The organism is Chryseobacterium pennipullorum, assembly GCF_003384725.1.
Lineage (GTDB): Bacteria > Bacteroidota > Bacteroidia > Flavobacteriales > Weeksellaceae > Chryseobacterium > Chryseobacterium pennipullorum.
This window is the reverse complement of record NZ_QNVV01000005.1, coordinates 39,787-62,901: the sequence shown is the minus strand read 5'-3', so window position 1 is coordinate 62,901 and position 23,115 is coordinate 39,787. Positions and strand designations below refer to the sequence as shown.

The following is a 23,115-nucleotide window of genomic DNA, read 5'->3' as shown; positions in this document are numbered from 1 at the left end:
TCCCTATTTTTGATCAGATAAGAATTTTTCTACAAATAATTTTGCTTCAGTACTTGGATTGGAAACCATTTCTGAAGCATTTTTTTTATGCATCAGATAGGCTTCTTCCACAGAATTACTTTTTTTCATCAGGGATAAGATATATTCCTGAACCCAATACTCGAAACGTTTTTCAGCCTGTTGGGTTCGTACCTCATCAAAACGGCCGGTTTTCTTTTTAAGCCCGATAAATTCACTGATCGTATCATAAATTTCCTGCAGTCCTTCATTATGAAGGGCTGACCCCAATAAAACAGGAATCTTCCAGCCTTTTTCCTTGGGTGGAATAAAGTCCAGAGCTCTTTTGAGTTCTAATCTGGTATTTTTAGCTTTCTGCAAATTGTCCTGATCCACCTTATTAATAAAAATAAGGTCTACCATTTCCATTATTCCACGTTTTATTCCCTGAAGTTCATCACCGCCTCCAATAATTTTAAGAAAGAGGAAAACGTCAGTAATATCTGCGACCAGAACTTCTGACTGTCCCACTCCAACGGTTTCTATTAAAATATAATCGTATCCGGCGGCTTCACAGATCATCATGGTTTCAAAAGTGGTATTGGCAACACCTCCTAGAAATCCGGAACTCGGGGAAGGCCGGATAAATGCATTTTCTTCCCTGGCCAGTTCTTCCATTCTTGTTTTATCACCCAAAATACTTCCTTTATTAAGGGATGAACTGGGATCAATAGCCAGGACAGCGACTTTTTTACCTTCAGCAATAGCAAGCCTGCCGAAGTTCTCTATAAAAGTTGATTTTCCTGCACCAGGAACTCCGGTCACCCCTACCCGAACAGAGTGGCCCGTGAAAGGCATTATTTTTTTCAGAAGTTCTTCCGCCTGTAATCTATGCTCTGCTTTTTTACTTTCAGCCAGTGTAATAGCTTTTGCGATCAGACGTTTATTCCCTGACCGTATTCCCGCTATTAACTCTTCTGTAGAAAATTTCATTGTTTCAAAATTAATAATTAAAAAGCGAATGATCAATAGCCAGTGAGGAATGAGCTCAGAAAAATAACAACGTGTCTTTTTGGATTCATTATTCGTCAATTTTTAATTTTTATTTCTTCTAAATTAAAAATACATCGCTCTGTATCAGCGGCCTGTGGAATTGATTACATTTGTTATTCAACAATAATAAGAAAAATGAAAAAACTCATTGCTGCGGCATTATTCACATTTATCCTGTTAGTTTCCTGTACACCGCAAGCTTCAACGGCTCCCGCTATTCCTGGAACGGCGTTTTCCACAGCAGAGCAGATTGCCCAGGGAAAAACGATTTTTGAAAATTCATGTGGTAAATGTCACAAACTTCCGGATCCGGCTTCGCACAATCCTGTACAGTGGGTAGGCATCATGAATTCAATGGCTCCAAAGGCAAAGCTGACCGATGAGCAGCATCAGTGGGTATACGATTATATTGTTTCTGGGAAAAAATAAAGATCAAACAAAAATAATACGGTATGAAAAAATTAATTTTAACGAGTATCGCAGCATCGGCATTTCTTGTATCCTGTGGTCCGAAAAGCACAGCTGTAACAGGTCCCAAGTACACGGCATCCGAACAGCTGGCTCAGGGAAAAACAATTTTTGAAAACTCTTGTGCAAAATGCCACAAACTGCCTGAACCTACCAAGCATGACAACCAGGGATGGATCAAAACGTTAAACCGTATGGCTCCAAAAGCCAAGCTTAATGATGACCAGCATCAAATGGTTTACGATTATCTGATTTCTGTAAATAAAAAATAAGCTTTCTTTGGAAAGCTTATTTTTTATTTTGTATCCTGTTCAACAGAGTTTTTATCTTACGATCAGCTTTTCAAGCTGTGTTTTATCTCCCTGCTGAATGTGAACCATATACACTCCTTTCTGGAATCCTTTTGTAGAAATGGCCTTTTTTGAACCGGATTCCCTGGAATCAGACAACAACAGCTTACCAGACATATCAAACATTTTAATCTTAACTTCTTTAGAGGACTGATCGATATTTCCTACAAAGAATTCATCATAGGTTGGATTCGGGAATACAATGAATTGGTGATCAGCTGTTTTAACATCCTGGGTTGCAAGAATAGTATCGCATTCCTGTGGAACTGTAAAATCTTCTACCTGATCATTGGCCACCGTCTTTACTCCGGCAGAAGCATTTACTCCCAGCCCCCGTTTGGCAAAAGCTTTCCAGATCATACATTTGTCTGCGCCTCCGTTTCCAACGGCATCAGCCTGAAGAATGGCATCTCGCCCGTCAATAAACGTCGGGCTACAGGCCTGTAGTTTAAGTCCATCTATCACCAGCTGTAAGACTTTGGCATTTCCTGAAGTTGTACTGGCTAAGACGTCACTGTTATATCCATATTTTTCGATATACTTCCAGCTAAGATCCCATAGCATGGTTGCCCATATAAATCCGACTCCATGGGGAATCACTGCCGTGTTTGTTCTCGCATAGGTATAATCATTTATTGAAAAATCCGGAGAATATTTTGCCGGCCTGTTTCCCTCTCCCGTACTAGGCTGGCCTTTTGGATAAGTGCTTACACCTCTTGCAACAGCAGAAGTGTCACCGGGTCTCGTGGTTAGCATCAGTGCAAAATAATCAGACCACCCTTCTCCCATCTGCTCAGTTGTATTTGCTGCTGAAAGACAACTGTATCCCTGTCCTGTAAGCCGATTTGAAATTCCATGACCGTACTCATGGGCTATAATCCCGTTGTCAAAGCTTGAATGCTTAAATCCGCTAAAATCAACATTTAAGGTAGCGTTCATTGTCGTACCGCCATTCAGCTGTGCCACCATGAATTCACCTTCTGTTTTCCCTATATTTATGGCTGGAATCGTTACCTGGTTTCCTGATGTTCCTCCTCCCATGCTTGCCGGAGTATCAGTGGATGGCCTGTATACAATGACTCCAATGGCACCGGCATTTTGTGCATTCAGTACTTTAAGTCCATACTCGCATCCCGTACTGGTCATTATTGCAATTTTATTCGTAAGACTTCCTGCTGCAGGCGCCGTACAGGCATCGGTGGGGACAGACAAGGCAAGATCTCCCGTAACAGGAGGTCCAAAGATAGGCCCGAATGAAGCCCCACCGGTTAATACTTTCGGTCTGCTTACTGCCGTTGCCGGCGCATTGTATTGGTATCTTACAATAGGATCAGCTGCGGTCTGGGTTCTGTCATACAGATACATTTGCATTCTCGGGGCTAAAACCTGAATCACACCTGCAGTTGTAATTCTTTCATATCCTGAGCTGAAATTAGCATTATTCAGGCCACTTCCATCAAAAGCTTCTGCTCTTACCGCATCACCACCAAATCCTCCATTCGTAAAATTATTGGTTTGATAGTTTCTTGCTGTTTCTGTAAATCCGAACTTATAAAATAGGTCATGCATCTTATTGTTCATATAAAATAAATTGGTTACGGCAGCGTCCCTGTAGGCAAATGGGTCGGCATACCGGTCATCGGCAAAAGCATAATTAAAATTCAGAGTACTCCCCCCGTCAGGAGAATATCCCGGGATATTGGCATTGTCCTGATCCGAATACGCATATACGTTATTCCCTCTTGTAATGGTATAATTATTTGTACCATCAGAATGCCATCCTTCAGGAGACGCTGTCAGATCCCATGGATTATTGACGATGGTACGGGTTCCAAATGTTGGCGCTTCCACCGGTAGTGCAAAAATATTATACGAAGCGTTACCAGGTAAAAGCAGATTAGCTGCGCCAGCTGGAGTCTCAGCTTTATAATTTATGGGATGCTGTTCCGTATGGGCATCTGATACGTCAAAGGATGGTCCATGAGAATCCGAACTGTTTTCAAAATTACAATGAAGAGTCATGTTATCTTTACTCAGTATCTCGCCACTCGCAGCATCCATAATAACGTGCCATACATCTGCAGAATTTCCGTCTGAAACGAATATTTCTTTTGAAAGAACATACATTCCATTCTTCTCAAAATATAAATCAGATGAATAATCTAATTTTGAAATTTTGGTGAGTCCCAATTTTTGTCTGATAAAATCTTCCGTAAACCTCTTTGCGTTTTGTGAAGAACCGGCTGTTAAAATATTCCTGCTAAAGTCATTCTTTTCAGAAATGATCTGATCACCTTTTATAATTACTTTTCCCAAAGCATTATATATCCTGAGGCCATCGTAGGTTTGCTGTACATAAACAACAGTAGCTCCAAGGCTTTTTGAAGGATCTTCATTCAGAACAATCACTCCAACTTTATCACTGCTGCTGTTCTTCTGAATCAATTTTCCACTTTTCCGGTAATAGTCCAGAATAAGCTTTGTAGCGTTTTGTGCATTCATTTTGCCAAAGGCAAAGAGAAAGACTACCGAAACCGGAAGTAAAAATAATTTTCTATTCATAAAATTGTTTATTTACAGCAAATCTATAAATTATTCATAACATTGTGATCTATTTTATTAATTTTATGCAAAAAAAAAGAAGATCTAGATGACCTTCTCTTCTTTTTCCATTTTTGGCATTTTTTTCCTGATGAATCTTTCTCTTTCTTTTAATGTAGCGGTCATTTCTTTGCAATAACTAAATCTCTCAGCATTTTTTAAATGTTCCAGCGCTTCGGAATATTCCTCTTTTCTTTCACATAAAAGTGCCTTGCAACGTAGAATATCAGCTTTATCAATTCCTTTGATAGTATAAGCAAAGCCGATTAGTTTTTCTGCTTCGTCATAATCTTCATAATTCAAAAGACATTCAATATAATATTTAGGGATATTCACATTTCCCATATTGTTTTGCAGTGCTTCGTTAAAGAAATTTTTAGCAGTTTCATAATCTTTAAGAACTTCAGAGTATATACGGCCCATCAGGCAGAGGCTGTCTGAATCTTCCGGTTCATAAGACAGAGCATAGTTCAGAGCATCCATACACTCAGAAAGATTGAATGGAAAATAATCTAATGCTTCAAAATAATATTTACTTTTAGTTAAGGTCATTTTTGTAGTTTTTTAATTCATTTTTCAAGGCATTCCTTTGTTTTTTGAATGTCCTGTCTTCGTCATTCTTTTTAAAATCTGTTCCTGAAAATGTACGAACCGGATTTCCACGCTCTACCTGCATCTGAAGAGACCAGGTGTCTTTCAGTTTTCTTTCCAGCTGCTGGATATACACTGCCATTACCTTTTCTTTTAATCTGATAACAGATAGTTTCTTATTTTCCAGCTGTGACCGGGAATCCTGCACAAACACTGTTTCTTTAGAAAGAATGTGAGTAGCACGAACAGCCGTATTCACTTTGTTTACATTTTGACCTCCGCTCCCCTGGCTTCTCGCGCTCTGAAACCGGATATCTTTTTCATTGAAATCTATCATTTTTATATTTTCCAATTCAAAAATTCCGATAAACCAATTGCTTCTTTTATGTAGTTTTCTGAATGTACTTTTTCCTATCCAGCACACGCTTCCCAGCCAGTTTTTTAAAAACAGGTTTACTTCTTCTCCTTTTAAAAGTAAAGTCACTGATTTTAATGTCAGGTTTTCATCACCGTTTTCACGATGAATGATTTCGTATTCTATTGTATTTTGTTTTGCCTCTTCAAGAAAGGTCTTCAGAACCTTGGCTACAACCCATTGACATTCTAAAGGCCCTCTCCCTGAAGTGATCTGTATTAATTTTTCCATTTTATGTTGGCATTTTGCTTAATAAAGGGTGTCCAACAGGATCTATTCCCTTTTGTAATAAATCTTTTGCAGCCATTACTGCCCAGCATTTGTCACTGGAGTGAATATTCCTGTAAAATGAAAGTAAAATGTCAGGTTTCACAACGGCAAAACCATTAGCTTCTATAGTTTCAAGATCATCCCTTTCAAAGAAATCAATCGTAATTCTGTGGAATTTTTCGCTTTCCAATTCTACCGTTTTCTCATACCTGCGAAAGTTTTCTTCACTCGGCAGATGATCATATCGGGTCCATACTTTCTGAAACCCTTCCTGCTGAAGAATGATAACCACCTCTGCTATATTCTCTTTCTTTACAAAAACATCAATATCCTTGTGGTCATGAGCATGCTTGTATTCTGTATGCCCTTTTTCTGACATAAAATGCCATGCCCAGCCTCCTGATAGTATGACTTTACGTTTTAGTTTTTCTAATATTTCAAGTCCGCACCGAATTCTGTAGTCCGGCCAGACTTCACCGTATCTTTTTATATTGTGGGGTGCTCCCATTTTTTTTATTTTTTTAAATTGAACATTCAAAACCTTATAGGTTTTAGAAACCTATAAGGTTGTAAAGTATTACATTGTTTATCTATCCATTCTCACAATTCTCGGCTGGAATGTTCCCAGGATGTCTACCAATTCACTCTGTGCATTCATTACTTCATGAATGTCTTTGTAAGCCATTGGCGCTTCTTCTGCATTTCCGCCCATGAGTGTAACATTTTTCAGTTTCAGCTCTTTTTTGATATCATACTGAGTAAAAAGGCTTCTGCATTCTCCTCTTGAATAGGCTCTTCCTGCGCCATGTGATGCTGAATTAAGGGATTCCGGATTTCCTTTTCCGCGAACAATAAATCCTTTCGCTGTCATAGACCCTGGAATCATCCCCAACTCATTTTCATTGGCAGGTGTTGCTCCTTTGCGGTGAACAATCACTTCTTTACCGTTATGGATTTCTTTCCAGGCAAAGTTGTGATGATTTTCAATTCTGGCTTTGACTCTTCCACCGACTGCTTTTACAAGCCTCCTGTGAATATCATCATGGCAAGCTGAAGCATAGTCACCCGCAAGATTCATAGCAGTCCAGTATTCCAAACCAAGATGAGTGCTTAGATCTAGCCATGCAAACTGCTGCGCTTCCTTTGGTAATGGGCACTGCTCTGTTGCCGCTCTTGAATAATACTGTGCAATTTCTGCTCCCAGCCCTCTTGAGCCACTATGAGAAAGAATACCAAGGTATTTTCCTTTGGGTAACCCAATCTGTTCATCTTCTTCAGTAATTTCAACTTCACCGAATTCTACAAAGTGATTCCCGCCACCCGACGATCCCATTTGTTTGACAGCCTTTCCTTTTAATCTTCTGAGGATCGGAATCAGATCAAAAGTATCTCTTTCAAAGATCTCATGATCTATGTGCGATTTATGGGTTTCATACATCCCGAATTTTGTATGTTCGGCAAGAGCTTTTTCATATTTATCTCTTGCTCCGTCAAGATATGAAACCGGTGTATCCAAAATACTAAGGCTCATTCTACAGCCAATATCCATTCCTACTCCGTAAGGGATTACCGCATTTTCCACTGCCAGAACTCCTCCTATTGGAAGTCCATACCCGCTGTGGGCATCAGGCATTAATGCTCCCTGAGTAGAAACAGGCAGTTTCAAAGCAGTATACAACTGATTTTTTGCCTCTTCTGAGATATTGTTACCAAAAATCTGAAATGAAGAACGCTGCGAATTCAACATTCTTTTTTCAGTTTTTTTGGATGAAAGCAGGGTTTCTGCGATTTGTCCGAAAGTCAGATCTTTTTCAAATTCTTCCGGATTCAGCAGGATTTCCTTTAAAAGAGATTTTACGTGGTGAATATTTTTCGTTGCAAAATTTCTTTTCATGACCTCCAGTGCTACATTTACGCTTTGGTTATTGGGATAACCCAGTTTTAATATATCTTTTCCTTTTAGTTTTAAATTTCCCATTGTTTTTGTTTTAAAATTGTTGGACATCATTATCCATAAAGCTTTCTGCAATCTCTGTTGCAGACATTCTGCAGGTAATATATTTCCTGCTTCTGATAAGATTTTGGTCTTCTTTTTTTGTTCGCCATGACCTTGATTTTCCACCCATAGTTTTGTGGACAATTCCTGTAATTTTATGCTGCCCCAGATAGGATTCCAGTTCTGCATACTCTTTTTCAAGTTCAAAGTCTACAGGCTTATAGTGGGTAATCATATGAGGTCTTATTCTCAGGATAAATCTCCACGGCTCTGTGAATTCATAGTAAGGCTGGTACATTTTCCTGAAAACGCAGTATTCTTCCTGTTTCACAAAATATTGTCTTTCCTTGTGAGTGAGAAAAAAATTGGGATCATTCCAGGACCAGGCAGAAATAGATTTTATTTTCTGCTCTCTTTCTACATAGATTCTTCTGCCGTATTTCTTTTTCTTTTTCAGAAAATGGCGGCTTTCGGAATACATATAGGTATTTATTTTCTTCAAAATTCCTTCGAAGAATTCGCCATCCTCTGTTCTCAGGACATCTTCGCGGACCACAAAAAATCTTACAAATCCTCTCTGATAGGGTTTATCCAGAGGAATCCACGGAATATTTCTTCTGGTGTTCCAAAGTTCATTACTACGTTTTTCCTTTTTTCTTATCTGCTTTATTACATCTTTTCTTATAGTTCTTTTTCTGCTTCGCACGCTTCTAAGACGGTATAGCAGAAGGTTATCATTTTCCATGTTAAGACATAGGGTATCAGACACAACATCCGTAATTACTGATGTATTTTGCATCTTTTCCTTTATCCAACTAAAAAATTAGTTGATATATTGATAATGATGGACATGTATAGTTATAAGATTAAAACCTCATCCTATTTTTGTCCTTAACGACACTAAAAGATTTCGGGGAAACTAGAGTTTGAAATATTGCGCAATAAAAAACCCGAAATCTCTACGACTTCGGGTTTTGATATTTCATTGTACTGTTATTCTATGAATGTACCATACCACGAAGCCTTACCACCATAAGGGGCAATCCAACTGTAGAATTCTGATTAGTTCTGAACATTGCTTCGTTGTTTTAAATGGTTAAACTTGATTTTCAGGTGCAAATATATAAATTTTTCTCAAAAACAAAAAAAAACCTGAACATTATCGTTCAGGTTATATTTATATCATCAGGAATTTAGGATGGTTTAATCTTTTGATCCAAGATCATCCATTGTATCTCCCATTCCTCTGCTATTCGGTCGATAGGTTCTTTCCGGATCAAGGAAGTATACATTGTGTCTTGCTTTTGCGATAATTCCATTATAAACATCTTCCGGAAGACCTGCCGTATCTTTTTTCACTTCACTTTCCGTGTCCTTCTTGAATACTTCAAGAGCCCCTTTTTCATTCAGAATTTTTTTTGCTTTTTGCGCTTTCTCAAAATCTTCAGCATAGACAATGACATCATGCTTTCCGACGCTATGCTTGCTATAAGCATCTAGCATTTCAGAATCATTTGCAAAAACATATCCCCAAAAGCTTTTTGTTTTCACATCATCCTCATAATCATCCGGGGATGATTCAGTTTCCAATTTTGATTTTGAAACAATGATATCCGCTTCGTTAAAACCTTGATTTTGTAGTTCTCTTTTTACTCCTTCTGCATCTGCGTTTGCAGGAAATATTGAAATTACTGTATAAGCCATATCGTAAATTTCTGTTTAAAAGTACAAAAACCATACAAAAAAAGCCCAGGCCCAGTTATTTAACTTTTATTTAAAAACATATCGAGAATCTCTACGGCACATTTTGGTAGGTTAGTTCCCGGGCCGAAAATAAAATCAGCACCATTAGCGTAAAGGAATTCGTAATCTTGCTGCGGAATCACCCCTCCTACAACAATGGTAACATCATCTGCTCCCAACTTTGCAAGCTCTTCCACCACTTGTGGCACCAATGTTTTGTGCCCTGCCGCCAGTGAGGATACTCCAAGAATATGAATATCATTTTCAACAGCCTGCTTGGCTACTTCTTCGGGAGTCTGAAATAACGGAGCTACATCCACGTCAAACCCCATATCTGCAAATGCTGTGGCTACCACTTTAGCTCCCCTATCATGCCCGTCCTGTCCCATTTTAGCGACCATAATTCTTGGGCGGCGTCCTTCTTCTTCTTCAAACTTCTGTGTCAGATGAAGTGCTTTTTCAAAGTATTCGTTTTTACCGGCATTCATGGCATATACTCCTGAAATTGTTTTAATATTTGCTTTATATCTTCCGAAAGTTTCCTCCATGGCATCACTCATTTCACCAAGAGTCACTCTTCTTCTTGCAGCCTCAATACATAGAGCCAAAAGATTTCCTTTTCCTGTTTTGGCACTTTCACGGATCTCATTCAAAATTTCTGCAACAGCCTCTGCATTTCTCCCTGCTTTAATACTGTTCAGTCTTTCGATCTGTTTTCTTCTCACCTCTGTATTATCAATATCGAGGATTTCTATCTGGTCCTGCTTTAAAGCTGATCTGAATGAATTGACCCCGATGATGAATTCTTCTCCACTGTCAATTTTAGCCTGTTTTTTGGCTGCAGCCTCTTCAATTCTCATTTTAGGAATTCCTGCTTCAATGGCTTTAGTCATTCCTCCTTCCTGTTCTACCTCATCAATATACCTCATTGCTTCTTCAATCATCTGCTGGGTAAGGCTTTCCACAAGATTGCTTCCTCCCATTGGATCGACTACGTCACAAATTCCACTTTCCTGCTGGAGAATGATCTGTGTATTTCTTGCAATTTTTGCAGAATAATCTGTGGGAAGGGCAATAGCCTCGTCCAGAGCATTGGTATGCAGCGACTGGGTTCCACCCAATGCTGATGACAGCGCTTCGATGGCTGTTCTCGTAATATTATTGAAAGGCTCCTGCTCTGTGAGTGACCATCCAGAAGTCTGGGAATGGGTTCTTAAGGCAAGAGATTTAGGGTTTTGGGGATTAAACTGCTTCAGAAGCGTCGCCCAGATATATCTTGCGGCACGCATTTTAGCAATCTCCATAAAGTGATTCATCCCAATTGCCCAGAAGAATGATAATCTGGGAGCAAAATCGTCTACTTTCATACCAGCTTTGATCCCCGTTCTTACATATTCCAGGCCGTCAGCAAGGGTATACGCCATTTCCAGGACCGGAGTAGCTCCTGCTTCCTGCATATGGTATCCTGAAATAGATATGGAATTGAATTTCGGAATATTTTGCGAGGTATATTCAAAGATATCGGCAATGATCTTCATCGAAGGGGCAGGCGGATAAATATAGGTATTTCTTACCATAAACTCTTTCAGAATATCGTTCTGAATGGTTCCTGAAAGCAGTTCCTGCTTTACTCCCTGCTCTTCAGCAGCAACAATATAGAAAGACAAAATTGGAAGCACAGCACCATTCATCGTCATGGACACCGAGATCTGATCCAGCGGAATTTCATTGAAAAGAATTTTCATATCTTCCACAGAATCAATGGCAACACCTGCCTTTCCTACATCTCCTACCACCCTTGTATGATCCGAGTCATATCCTCTGTGGGTGGCAAGGTCAAATGCTACGGAAAGTCCTTTTTGGCCTGCTGCAAGGTTTCTTCTGTAGAATGCATTGGATTCTTCTGCGGTAGAAAAACCTGCGTACTGGCGGATTGTCCAAGGCTTCTGAACATACATGGTAGAATACGGCCCTCTCAGATACGGTTCAATTCCTGGAGAAGTCTGTGTTAGTGATTCGTTTTTAACATCTTTTTTTTCATAAGAAGATGTAAGCTCCAGCCCGTCTTTTTCAAAATTGTAAACCTCTCTTTCCTGAGGGGATACTTTAAAATCAGGCTTTTTCACAGAAATTGTCTTTCGCATTCCAATAATTTTTATCTCCGTAAAGTTAATTTTTTTGAATGAAACACAAAACATCTGTTAACATACAGCCTTTTCTGGAGTTTAAGGGATAAAAAAGTTCTTTGCGAGGTAAATTCTCCCCTTGTGCAGTGTAGCCTGATCATCAATCAGCCAATGCGTAAGCCAATAAAACATTTTCATCATTACATAAAAAAATAATGGCTGATTTTAAAAAATCAGCCATTACATTTAATGTATTAATATCGATAGGTTATTTCATAATTCCCATTTCATATAATGCAAAAGATATTAAGTCCGCGTTCTCGCTAATCACTTGATCTGTAGCTCTACCGGCACCATGACCTGCATTCTTTTCAATTCTCAATAGAACAGGATTTTTACATGCCTGCTTTTCCTGAAGCTCTGCTCCGAATTTGAATGAGTGGGCCGGAACTACCCTGTCATCATGGTCACTGGTGATAATCATCGTAGACGGATAACATGTTCCTGCTTTCACGTTGTGTACCGGAGAGTATGATTTAAGATACTCAAACATCTCTTTGCTGTCTTCTGCAGTCCCATAATCATAAGACCACCCTGCTCCTGCAGTAAATTTATTATACCTCAACATATCAAGTACCCCTACACCCGGAAATGCCACTTTTGCAAGATCCGGACGTATCGTCATTGTTGCTCCTACCAGCAAACCTCCATTTGATCTTCCTGAAAGAGCCATATACTCTTTAGACGTATATCCTTTGCTTTGCAGATATTCTCCGGCTGCGATAAAGTCGTCAAAAACATTTTTCTTCTGTTGCTTTGTGCCGGCATCATGCCATTTTTTACCATATTCACCACCCCCGCGGATGTTGGGAACAGCATAGATTCCTCCATTTTCCATCCAGATGGCATTCACGACAGAGAACGAAGGCTGCAAGCTGATGTTGAACCCTCCATAGGAATACAAAATGGTAGGATTTTTACCATCCATCTTCGTTCCTTTTTTATAATTGATCATCATAGGAACTCTCGTTCCATCTTTTGAAGTATAGAACACCTGCTCGGAAACATAATCCTCAGGATTAAATTTCACTTTCGGCTTCTGATAAATCTCTGACTTCCCAGAATCTGCATTAAATTTATAAGTAGTTCCCGGAGTAATATAGTTGCTGAAAGAATAATAAACATCTTTCTCCTTTTCTTTACCTCCAAATCCGGAAATATTCCCCTTCCCTGGAAGTGTAATTTCCCTGATCAGTTTTCCTGTTTTATCAAACTGCTTTACCTGATCAATGGCATCGATCATGTAAGTTGCAAAGAAATATCCACCACCCGAAGTAATGCCCAATACATTTTCCGTCTGTGGAATCACATCTTTCCAGGTTTCAGGAGCGGGATTGCTGATTGTGGTTTTCACAAGCTTCATATTCGGAGCATCTTTATCTGTAAAAATAAAAAGATCGTCACCTTGCGTATCTACGATACTTGCGTTGATATCAAATCCTTTGACCATCTGTACAAAGTCCCCGCCTTTTTTCAGGTCTTTTACATACAGTTCGTTTCCATTGGTTGCATTGGCTGCAGAAATGATCAGGTATCTCTGGTCTTCAGAAACCCCGGCACTCAGATATCTTCGCGGAGTTTTATCCCCTCCGAAAATCAGCTTGTCTTCAGACTGTTTCGTTCCCAGCTTATGAAAATATACCTTGTGCTTGTCTGTCATTCCAGAAAGCACGGTACCTTCTTTGGGTTTATCATAGCTTGAATAATAGAAACCTTCATCTCCCTGCCATGAAATTCCACTGAATTTTACATCCAGTAATGTGTCATCAATCTGTTTTTTGGTGACAGCATCTATGATGATTATTTTATTCCAGTCACTTCCGCCTTCAGAAATAGAATAAGCGGCAAGATTTCCTTTTTTATTGAACGAAAGGTTAGAAAGTGAAGTTGTTCCTTTATCTGAGAATTTATTAGGATCTAAAAAAACTTCCGTAGTCTTGGTTTTGTTATGGGTTCTGTATAAAACAGATTGTGCCTGCAAACCGTCATTTTTTGAATAGTAGGTATAATCTCCTTCTTTGAACGGGGCTGAAATTTTTTCATAATTCCAGATCTCCTTTAGCTGATTTTTAATTTTATCTCTGAACGGGATTTTTGAAAGATAATTCTGGCTGTAAGCAACTTCTTCATCCACCCATTTTCTGGTTGCTTCAGAATCGTTCTCCAGGTCTCTGAAAGGGTCGGAAACCGCATTTCCAAAATAGGTATCGGACTGATTTCCTTTTAATGCTTTAGGATAGTTCATTTTCTGAGAATAAAAAGATGCTGAAAAAAGTACTCCAGCAGTTAACAATATTGGTTTAAAATTCATAGTGAACGGTTTTTCTCAAAAATACGTAAAGTAAGTGAAATAAAAAAAGTCCCGGAAAGCGGAACTTATATTTTTATTTGATCGTTATCCATCATTCATTTGAGCCAAAACTTTCGAAGTAGAAATCGGTAAGGTTTGTCACAATCTCGTCCGGACTTCCGTTCCAATAATATATTTTGTCCCCTTCTTTGAGTTCATATAAACTGAAATTCTGATCCGTTGTCACTGTTTTATCCGCATTTTTAAAATCCTGAGTTGCCTGAATCAAATATTTTTTCAGATCCTCAGTTTTTATTTTTTTAGGGTCTCCCGCAGGTCCGGACGTTAATTTGGCTGGTACTTTAAAGCTTGCGGAATAAGTGATCTCAGCAATTTTGCTGCCTTCCACATATTCATTGGGTACAACTTTAACCTCTTTAATGGTGAGCTTTGCGGCTTTAAAATTGGCGAACATTGCCGTGAAATACTCCCTGGCTTCTTTTTTACACGCTGATGCTGCAGATTTTGGAAACGCTTCCAGAAAATGATCTACACTGCTGTTCTTCACCTCTTCAGAAGTTTCTTTAAAATTGACCTGATAGGCGTCCTGTCCTTCTACGGTAGGTCTCAGATACTCATTAAGTGTTTTCAATATTGCTTCATCATTATTCACAAAGGTTCCAAAGAACAGTTCAAAAGCTTCGTTAGGTTTCTTTACTTCAGTCTGGGCGGCAACATATTGTCCCATTACGGTAAGCAAAAGCATTAAAATAATTTTGTAATTTTTCATGGTTTATATTGGATTTAATTATTTAAAAAAGAAAAGCCCCCGAAAAAATCAGAGGCTTTGTGCTGTATGATAAAAAACATTAATAGTTTTCTTCTTCTCCTTTCATTTTCTCCGCATTCTCCGCCATAATGACCGCATCAATCATTTCAGCAATATCCCCGTTCATATAAGCATCAAGATTATACATCGATTTATTGATTCTATGATCCGTTACTCTACCCTGTGGGTAATTGTAGGTTTTAATCTTTGCAGAACGGTCTCCTGTGGAAACCATAGATTTACGTTGCGCAGCAATATCGCCCTGTACTTTTTGCAGTTCGATATCATACAATTTTGTTCTTAGCATCTCCATCGCCAATTCACGGTTTGCCAGCTGAGAACGGGCCTGCTGGCAAACAACTACCAGCCCTGAAGGCTTATGCGTCAGCTGAACTTTTGTTTCAACCTTGTTCACGTTCTGACCTCCAGCTCCTCCTGAACGTGAGGTCTGCATCTCAATATCTGCAGGATTCAGTTCGAAATCCACTTCTTCTGCCTCCGGTAAAACAGCAATCGTAATCGCTGAGGTGTGAACTCTTCCCTGAGATTCTGTCTCCGGTACCCGTTGTACACGATGAACTCCTGATTCAAATTTCATGATTCCGTATACTCCTTCTCCCTCCACTTTCATAATCAATTCCTTGTAGCCTTTTGCAGCTTCATTGGAATCTGTCACTTCATGTCTCCACCCCTTTGTTTTAAAATACATGGTATACATTCTGTAAACATCCTCAACGAAAATCGCCGCCTCATCACCACCGGTTCCGGCACGCAATTCTACGATAACATTTTTATCATCTGCCGGATCTTTAGGGATCAGCAATACTTTAAGATCTTCTTCTAATCCGGGAATTCTGGCTTGTGCTTCCAGCTTTTCTTCTTTCGCCAGATCTACAAGATCCCTGTCTGAGCCATCTGCAATGATCTCATCAGATTCTGCAATACTGTCCAGTGCTCCTTTATATTGGTCATAAACTCTAACAATTTTTCCCAAATCACTGTATTCTTTATTCAAAGAAGAGTATCTTTTTTGGTCTGAAATGACATCAGGCTGTATAATAAGGTCTGCAACCTCATTATATCTTTGTTTTATAGCTTCTAATTTTGGAATTAATGATTTAGACATTGTGGAAATTTTGTGGGTGCAAAGATAAGGATTATTAATTCAAAATTAAAGTATAAATTTTTGAGCATTAGGGGTAAAATCATAAAAAAAGAAAAATTTTAGATTTGCCTAGCCCTCTTCAGAACCATCTGTTTCCTTCTTCGTATTACGGGAAAGTTTTCTGTCGAGTATATACAAAAGAATTCCTACTCCTACAATTCCCAGTCCGATCATGCTTTCTTTAGGATTATGGATCAAAGTAAAATAGAGAATATATACACTGAATAGTAGAAAAACAGTGGGGAAAATATAGAAACTATTGGACTTAAATATTTTCCGGTCTTCTTTTTTAAGAAAATATATGGTAGAAATGGCCAGACTCGCAAACAGCTGAAGGATAAAGGCGGTATACACAAATATTTCTTTAAAGCTTCCGGTCAGGATAATAATGGAAGCAATAACTGCGTGGGCAAAAATAGCCCTTACCGGAATTCCTTTTTTATTGCCTGTAGAAAGAGGCTTCCAGATATAGGTCTCTTTTGCAAAAGCCTGCGTAAGCCTTGACCCAACCCAAAGATAGCCACTGATGGTAGCGATAAGCTGTAATGCAATGAATATATTGACTATTTTCCCAAAGGCAGGCCCCAGCATATTGACAGCGGCTTCACCCATTACATCTTCTTTGCCTGCCAGCTGATCTGCCGGAGCGTGTTTCAGCATAATGTAATTCACAAGAATATAGCTTACGGTTACAAAAACAGTTCCTATAATCAGGGATTTGGGAAGGTTTTTCTGTACATCTTTTATTTCCCCTGCAATATAAGACGCAGAATTCCAGCCGGTGTAGGAATAGGTCACAAAAACCAATGAAGTAGCAAAGGCTGGAAGTAACAGCTCATCTTTCCAACTGTTACTGAAATTCAGGCTATTTCCAACCTGTGGGTTTCCCGAAAGACCAACGCCTAAAATCACCAAAACGATAATAAAAGCTACTTTGATAAAGGTGAAAAAATTATGAAATCTGCTTGAGGTTTTTAAACTGAATGACAAGGCAGCAGCAACCAGGCAAATAGCAGCAATGGCAAACCCATTCCCAAAGGAAAACTCAAATACTGAAAGGTATTTTGACATCGCGAGTGCAGCCAGTGCCACAGGTGAAGAAAATCCAATGATTAACGAAATCCAGCTGATAAGATATCCGAATAACGGATGATAAGTCTCTTTAAGATAGATAAAATCACCTCCGTTTCCTTTAAAATGTGAGCCTAATTCGGCATAACAAAAAGCTCCAAACAACGCGAGGACACCACCAATAGCCCAAAGCAGAAAAATACTGAATGTATTGGTTATATCGGACAGCTGAAACCCGAGAGTGGTAAAAATCCCAGTCCCAATCATATTGGAGACTACAATGGCAGCCGCTGTTTTCCAGCCGATCTGATGTGAAACGGTACTCATTAACGGTTAAAAATTAAAATTAAGTCTTCCGAAGAAATAACTTCCCAGTGTTCCCATCTGAACCGGGGCATATTTAAATACTCCATAGTATGAATTTTTGTAAATCTGAAGGTCAGGAAAAACATCAAATACATTGTTCGCTCCCACTGTAAAATTGATATTCTTTGTGATATCATATCCAATACTGATATCTGTAACCACCTTCGGAGAAAATCCCTGAACCTCTCCAAAAGGAAATCCGTCTCTTATCACCTTACCAAAATAGGTATTTCTTACAAGAAAACTAATTTACCGGCTCCATAATTCAATCCTAAAGACGCTTTTGTCTTCGGGGAGAGGGTTTCAATGATATTAACCTGATCGGGGCCGAAATACTGCTCACGGGGCGTATCTATATTTTCAGGAAAATGAAAGTCCGTAATCTTCGTTTCCGTGTAGTTTCCGGCAAGATTTACATTCAGGTTTCCATTACCCAGCTTCCAGTCATAGGAAACCACCAGATCAACTCCTTTTGTCTCTGTATCGATGGCGTTGGCAAAGAACCTTCCGCTTTCCACTTCGTTTCCATTACCTACGACACCGGGATCAGATAATCTGGCATCCGTAATATTACCGGTAATGACAATTCTATCTTTCACTTTAATAATATATCCATCTAATGTAATAAATAATCCTTTAGCTGGTCTCAGGGTAAATCCTGCGCTTCCATTCAAAGAGGTTTCCTGTTTCAGACGGTCGAATCCAAGAATCTGCGATGCGTTGCTATCATTATTGAAAATTCCTTTCGTTACAATTTTAGATCCTGTTGTGGAAATATCAGCGTAAGAGTTGTTAAAATACTGCTGCTGAAGCGATGGCGCTCTGAAGCCCGTACCAACAGCTGCCCGTACTGCATAATTTTTTATGAATTCATATCTTACGGAAAGCTTCCCGTTCAGTGTATTTCCAAAGTCTGAGTAGTTTTCAAATCTTGCGGCAGCATCTATATTCAGCTTTTTATCCAGGTCATAGGATACATCTGCATACACTGCTGTTGAATGCCTGTCTTTTTTCAGCGCATTGCGGGGTGAAAACCCTATAAAGGATTGTGATCCACCCACTCCCAGCACCTCTGATCCGCCCACTGCAATGTTTCCATTCACATCATACTGGGCATAAGAGGCTTCTTCACCGGCTTTGATCTCATATTGTTCAAACCTGAATTCCCCACCAAAAGCTATATTGAACCGGTTGATATTTTTAGAAACGTCAAGATTTACAGTATTCTGTAAAAAGCGATGGGCTCCTGCGTAGAAGCTGGTAGGGGATTTTACACCTAAAGAAGCATTATTGGTATTGCTTACCTTGTAATTGAATGTGTTGCTCCCCAATGTATTGCTGAGATCAAACAACCAATTGTTGATATTATATTTTGCTCCTACAGCATAAGAAAAATCATAAATCTGAGATCCCAAGACCGCCTGAAAACCATTAGGATAAATGGATGAAACCACATTGGAGGTTTCATTGGGCAGTCTTCTGAAACCAAAACCCTCTCCTTCTTTGATACTAAAACCTCCGAAAGAGTACAGTTTCAGGCGATCATTAAAGGGATATTCTGCATTGAAGGCCAGCTGCGCCTGTCGGATCTGAGCATCTCCTATCTGGAAGTTAAAATAGTCCCGGGTAAGCCCTCTTGCTCTTATTTCGTCGTCATCATCTTTTCTTGCCTGAACAGGATTCGGTGCAAATTCGTAGGCAAAGTTATCTCCAAAAATATCAAGATCATGATTTTGGGTTCTTGTTGTTTTTCCTCTGTGGCTCAATTGTAATGAAAGGTTGATATAACTTTCTTCCTTACCTAAAGACGTTCCGTAGTTTGCTCCAGCCTGGTAAGTATCCCCGTCATTTCTTCCGCTGAGGCCGTACGTGAGGCTGGCTGAGGCCCCTGCATTCTTTTTAAGGATAATATTAATCACACCGGCAATCGCGTCAGAACCATATTGAGCGGCAGCTCCATCCCTCAACACCTCTATTCTGTCAATTGCTATGACAGGAATTGTGCTGAGATCTGTCCCTACGGAGCCATTTCCTACCGTATTCTGGTAATTCACCAGCGAAGTGGTATGCCTTCTTTTACCATTCACCAGTACCAGAACCTGATCCGGCCCCATTCCTCTTAACGTTACAGGATCAATATGCTCGGTACCATCCGATGCCGACTGCCTCACAGAATTAAAGGAAGGAACTACATAATTGAGCAGATCCTGAACCGTCGTCTGAGGTGAAGCTTTTTGTATTTTTTCAATACTGATCACATCTACAGGAACCGGAGTTTCCAGTTTTGTCCTCTTCACATTCCGGTTTCCAACAATGACAATGTCTTCGATCTGTTTTCCTTTGTCCACTTCCTCCTGAGCAGTTGCCCAACCTGCCGTGAGTAATAAAATTGTGATGCTTAATTTTTTCATCTTTTCCTCTTGCAATTAATAATACGATTCTGCCGGATCGCTCCGCAGATACACAAGACTTCAAGAAATGGAATTCATATAAGAATATTGACTTCACTTATCTCCCCCTCCGGGTTGGAATTAGCACCTTTACACTTCTGGAACCGTGCAGGTTGCTAAGGTTTCATTGGGCCAAATCCCTCCACCTTTCTTGATAAATCTACTGCAAAAGTAGACTATTTTTTCTAATAGACAAAAAAAGAAATGGTCCTTCAATTAAAAAGGCAAATCTGCTATGCAGGCTTGCCTTTTTAATTTTTCTTAGTGTATAATCATTTTCTGAATCGCGATCCCGGTCTCAGTTTTCAGCTGAACCAAGTAAATTCCCGGAGGATAACTGATTTTCAGTTCATGACTTCCACTTTCTTTATTCAGCCTGAACATATCCAGCATTTTACCAGACCTATCAAAAATCCGGATCTCACCGTTTTTAGCCTTATTGAAGATCAACTGTGTCACCCCATTTTTTACCGGGTTATCTGCTATTTGCAACGACAGCTTATGGGCAGCATTTTCATCTGCTGTGGAAAGTGTTCCCGGATCATTTCCGAAGATTCTGAATTCCCCAGGCTGTAACGAAATGGGTGCAGTAGTGGAAACAACGGATACCAACGATGCATCCATCAGATTCTGCCAATGGCCTGTATACGGAAAGTAAGGAACTACCTGCTGTACAGAAGTGGAGTAGTTGGCTATGACCACCACATTTTTAATACCGTTCAGGGTATCGTCATATACATAGAGCCTTGTAATCAGTCCCTCGGGATCATTAGCAAGGTTATTGGACTCCAGCGTATAGGTTTTTGATCTGAAAACGGCATTGGTATTTCTGATATCGATAATTTTTGCCCAGGTATCGTATACCGCTTTCCTGTTAATGTCCGTATCATATCCTAACGAAAAGGCAACAGGTTTCTCATCAGTTCTGCATCCCGGATCAATGGTGCCATTTGCACATCTGTTGATACTGAACTCATACCCAAGCTCTCCAAACTGCCAGATCATTTTCGGACCGGGAATCGTAAAGAACGTCGCTCCAAAAGTTTTCATTCTGTCAAGTGCTGTTGTTAGATTTTTAACGCTGTAGCTACCATTGACAGCTCCGTAAGCAAGGTTTTTAAACATTAACCGCTCTTCATCATGGCTTTCTCCATAGCCCACAGCACGCATTTCAGTAAAACCGTGTAGGTTATGATTCATCCTATCATAATTACTGTTCTCCTTGTATCCCATTGTATTTTGGTTGTAAGGCTCAGTCTGTTTATTCCACATCAACACACCTTTTCCTTCTGCCACCCTGTAATTTGCCCACTGCTGTTCTTCTGCATCAGTACCAAGATGTTCGAAGATCATGTAGGAATTGGGATCAATTGCCCATTGTTTGTCAGCATATTGTTTCATAATATCTACCCGATCCTGTTGGTAGGCATTGGTACAGGCCTCGTCGTTTTCAGAGCAGTTTTGAGTAAATCCTTTAGTAAGATCCCAACGGAAACCATCGATATGATATTCTGTAAGCCACTGCTGGAGACATCTTTCGACGTAATATTGAGTATAAAGACTCGAATGGTTGAAATCATTAAATACATTATACGAGTGCTTCGGAACCTGATTGAAATACGGGTTATTGGCGGCTACCTCTCCATAGCCGTCTCCGTCGGGATCTACATTCCATAATCTCACGAGCGGAGATCGGCCTGTAGCATGGTTAAAAGCAACATCCAGAATAACAGCAATCCCATTCTGATGGCACAGATCTACAAATTCCTTAAATTTCTCCGGGGTGCCATACGCTTTATCCAATGCATAATGGAAAGACGTATTATAGCCCCATGACAGATTCCCGTCAAATTCCATGATCGGAAGAAGCTCGATCGCGTTGATGTGTAAATTTTTTAAATAAGAAATTTTATTGATCAGTGACTGCCAGTTCTTTTCCTGCGTAAAATCTCTTAACAGCAGTTCATATACCACCAGATCCTCCTTTGGGGGCCTCTGGAAATTGGTAACCTGCCAGCTGTAGGGAGTCTTTCCTGTTCTGAATGTAGAAACTTCGAAATTCTGTCCTATAGGAAATGAAGGTAAATTGGGATAAGTAGAGGCTGAAATCCACGGATCATCATAGGGAGAAAGGATTTGTGGAGAATAAGGATCTGCTACCTTTTTGAGGTCATTGGTCCGGTACTGGAAAGTGTAAAGCTGCTGTGGGGTTATTCCGGTGAGCTCAATCCAGTACAGGTCAGGGTTTACCGTATCTCTTTTCATCAGATAAGCATCATTTACGGTCCAGTTGTTGAAACTTCCGATTACATGCACGAAATTTTTACCGGGGGCGTACAGTGCCAATCCTACCTTGGTCTGGTCTGTGGGATGATCATTGATCCCCTGTTTGATCCAGTTCGGAATTGCTTCAGAAGTCACATTGCGTGGGACCTGTAACGTAAAAACTGCTTTTTTTACACTAGAACCCTGTGTGGCCACCAGTTCCATTTCAGCATCCTGGGTCACGGTGTACGGGTGAGCATATGATTGCGAAGGGCTGCTGGTGGAGTGTACTACAGTTCCGTTTGCTTTCAGCTGAAAAGTAGCGTTTGCGTTGGTTGCAGCAGTAATATTGATAGAGTTTCCTGCAGGAACTGACGTCAGACTATTAGCCAGAGGATTGGTTAAATCAAGATTCAATGTCCCTACATTCACAAAAATATCGGGTGAGGTTTGGTGAGCTCCTGTTTTATCTTTTATTAAAAATCCAAAGCGTCCTATTCCTGTTCTGCCGAAGAAAGTAGTTGGGGTGAAGGTTAAAGAATAAGAATCGGTTCCTGCATTGTAAACAAACCTGTTCAACTCACTGGAATCATTCCAGCTTCCATTGGAAGGACAGTCCTGGCTGTTCTGATAATGAATATCAAAAGACCAAGACCAGATGTACACGGCATGATTGGTGACTCCCCACGCAGATTCATCAATCTGATCACCTGGGATGGTAAGGGTCACAGCATCCGTTTCATTAAAAGGATGAGGAGTGACGGTATAGTTAATCTGCCCGAATACAAATACTGCAATGAACACTGCAACAACAGAATAAAACTTTTTCATATCTTTATTTTTACCCAAGATAGTACAAATTTTTATTCTTCCGTCATTATTTCAGTTTTTGTGATGAAGGGATAAGCCTAAAAAAGACCCATGAAAACATGAGCCTCTCAATAAAAGTAATTGTAATTGAAATGAACTATTATCTGTTTAGCAGCCAGTCAGCGACCGATATAATCTC

General features: G+C 39.8%; 18 protein-coding genes and 1 riboswitch. Of the genes, 2 read left to right on the top strand and 16 right to left on the bottom strand.

Annotated features, from left to right (window positions below; genetic code table 11):
- Nucleotides 1-3 precede the first annotated feature (3 nt).
- Entirely contained in the window at nt 4-990 is a 987-nt protein-coding gene (meaB, locus tag DRF67_RS07730; protein ID WP_115927722.1) for a methylmalonyl Co-A mutase-associated GTPase MeaB, read from the bottom strand.
- Between the two features lie 195 nt (nt 991-1,185).
- Between meaB and DRF67_RS07725 the strand changes: the two genes are divergently transcribed.
- Both DRF67_RS07725 and DRF67_RS07720 read left to right on the top strand, forming a co-directional pair.
- Nucleotides 1,186-1,479 carry a c-type cytochrome gene (locus DRF67_RS07725; RefSeq protein ID WP_115927721.1) on the top strand — a complete coding sequence of 98 codons (294 nt, stop codon included), beginning with the start codon at nt 1,186-1,188 and terminating at the stop codon, nt 1,477-1,479.
- A gap of 23 nt (nt 1,480-1,502) precedes the next feature.
- Nucleotides 1,503-1,790 (top strand): cytochrome C, encoded by a 288-nt coding sequence (locus DRF67_RS07720; RefSeq protein ID WP_115927720.1) that lies wholly within the window; start codon nt 1,503-1,505, stop codon nt 1,788-1,790.
- Between the two features lie 51 nt (nt 1,791-1,841).
- On the opposite strand, the gene DRF67_RS07715 is transcribed toward DRF67_RS07720, so the two are convergent.
- From DRF67_RS07715 to DRF67_RS07650, 15 genes are all read right to left on the bottom strand, one after another.
- Complete coding sequence (locus tag DRF67_RS07715) at nt 1,842-4,430, bottom strand: T9SS-dependent M36 family metallopeptidase (protein ID WP_115927719.1); 2,589 nt, start codon at nt 4,428-4,430, stop codon at nt 1,842-1,844.
- 84 nt (nt 4,431-4,514) lie between these two features.
- On the bottom strand, nt 4,515-5,021 hold the full coding sequence (locus DRF67_RS07710; RefSeq protein WP_115927718.1) for a tetratricopeptide repeat protein: 507 nt from the start codon (nt 5,019-5,021) through the stop codon (nt 4,515-4,517).
- Entirely contained in the window at nt 5,008-5,706 is a 699-nt protein-coding gene (prfH, locus tag DRF67_RS07705; RefSeq protein ID WP_115927717.1) for a peptide chain release factor H, read from the bottom strand. The genes DRF67_RS07710 and prfH overlap by 14 nt, the downstream gene beginning before the upstream one ends.
- Before the next feature lies 1 nt (nt 5,707).
- Nucleotides 5,708-6,253 (bottom strand): nucleotidyltransferase family protein, encoded by a 546-nt coding sequence (locus DRF67_RS07700; protein WP_115927716.1) that lies wholly within the window; start codon nt 6,251-6,253, stop codon nt 5,708-5,710.
- A 78-nt stretch (nt 6,254-6,331) separates the two neighbouring features.
- Nucleotides 6,332-7,723 (bottom strand): RtcB family protein, encoded by a 1,392-nt coding sequence (locus DRF67_RS07695; RefSeq protein WP_115927858.1) that lies wholly within the window; start codon nt 7,721-7,723, stop codon nt 6,332-6,334.
- 10 nt (nt 7,724-7,733) lie between these two features.
- Nucleotides 7,734-8,540 carry a hypothetical protein gene (locus DRF67_RS07690; protein WP_115927715.1) on the bottom strand — a complete coding sequence of 269 codons (807 nt, stop codon included), beginning with the start codon at nt 8,538-8,540 and terminating at the stop codon, nt 7,734-7,736.
- A gap of 404 nt (nt 8,541-8,944) precedes the next feature.
- The gene (locus DRF67_RS07685; RefSeq protein WP_115927714.1) at nt 8,945-9,445 is read right to left on the bottom strand and encodes a hypothetical protein; all 501 of its coding nucleotides are present in this window, start codon (nt 9,443-9,445) and stop codon (nt 8,945-8,947) included.
- 59 nt (nt 9,446-9,504) lie between these two features.
- The gene (gene scpA, locus DRF67_RS07680; protein ID WP_115927857.1) at nt 9,505-11,628 is read right to left on the bottom strand and encodes a methylmalonyl-CoA mutase; all 2,124 of its coding nucleotides are present in this window, start codon (nt 11,626-11,628) and stop codon (nt 9,505-9,507) included.
- Between the two features lie 250 nt (nt 11,629-11,878).
- On the bottom strand, nt 11,879-13,981 hold the full coding sequence (locus tag DRF67_RS07675) for a prolyl oligopeptidase family serine peptidase (RefSeq protein WP_115927713.1): 2,103 nt from the start codon (nt 13,979-13,981) through the stop codon (nt 11,879-11,881).
- Nucleotides 13,982-14,072: 91 nt separating this feature from the next.
- Nucleotides 14,073-14,750, bottom strand: coding sequence for a hypothetical protein (locus tag DRF67_RS07670; RefSeq protein WP_115927712.1), 678 nt, complete (start codon nt 14,748-14,750; stop codon nt 14,073-14,075).
- Between the two features lie 79 nt (nt 14,751-14,829).
- Nucleotides 14,830-15,915, bottom strand: coding sequence for a peptide chain release factor 1 (gene prfA, locus DRF67_RS07665; RefSeq protein WP_115927711.1), 1,086 nt, complete (start codon nt 15,913-15,915; stop codon nt 14,830-14,832).
- A gap of 108 nt (nt 15,916-16,023) precedes the next feature.
- Nucleotides 16,024-17,352: an APC family permease gene (locus DRF67_RS07660; RefSeq protein WP_115927710.1), complete on the bottom strand. Its 1,329-nt coding sequence runs from the start codon at nt 17,350-17,352 to the stop codon at nt 16,024-16,026.
- A gap of 6 nt (nt 17,353-17,358) precedes the next feature.
- On the bottom strand, nt 17,359-17,604 hold the full coding sequence (locus tag DRF67_RS21920; RefSeq protein ID WP_262511402.1) for a TonB-dependent receptor: 246 nt from the start codon (nt 17,602-17,604) through the stop codon (nt 17,359-17,361).
- Between the two features lie 20 nt (nt 17,605-17,624).
- On the bottom strand, nt 17,625-19,802 hold the full coding sequence (locus DRF67_RS07655; RefSeq protein ID WP_262511401.1) for a TonB-dependent receptor plug domain-containing protein: 2,178 nt from the start codon (nt 19,800-19,802) through the stop codon (nt 17,625-17,627).
- Nucleotides 19,803-19,896: 94 nt separating this feature from the next.
- Nucleotides 19,897-20,002, bottom strand: a riboswitch (SAM riboswitch).
- A gap of 100 nt (nt 20,003-20,102) precedes the next feature.
- Complete coding sequence (locus DRF67_RS07650) at nt 20,103-22,937, bottom strand: alpha-amylase family glycosyl hydrolase (RefSeq protein ID WP_115927709.1); 2,835 nt, start codon at nt 22,935-22,937, stop codon at nt 20,103-20,105.
- Nucleotides 22,938-23,115 lie beyond the last annotated feature (178 nt).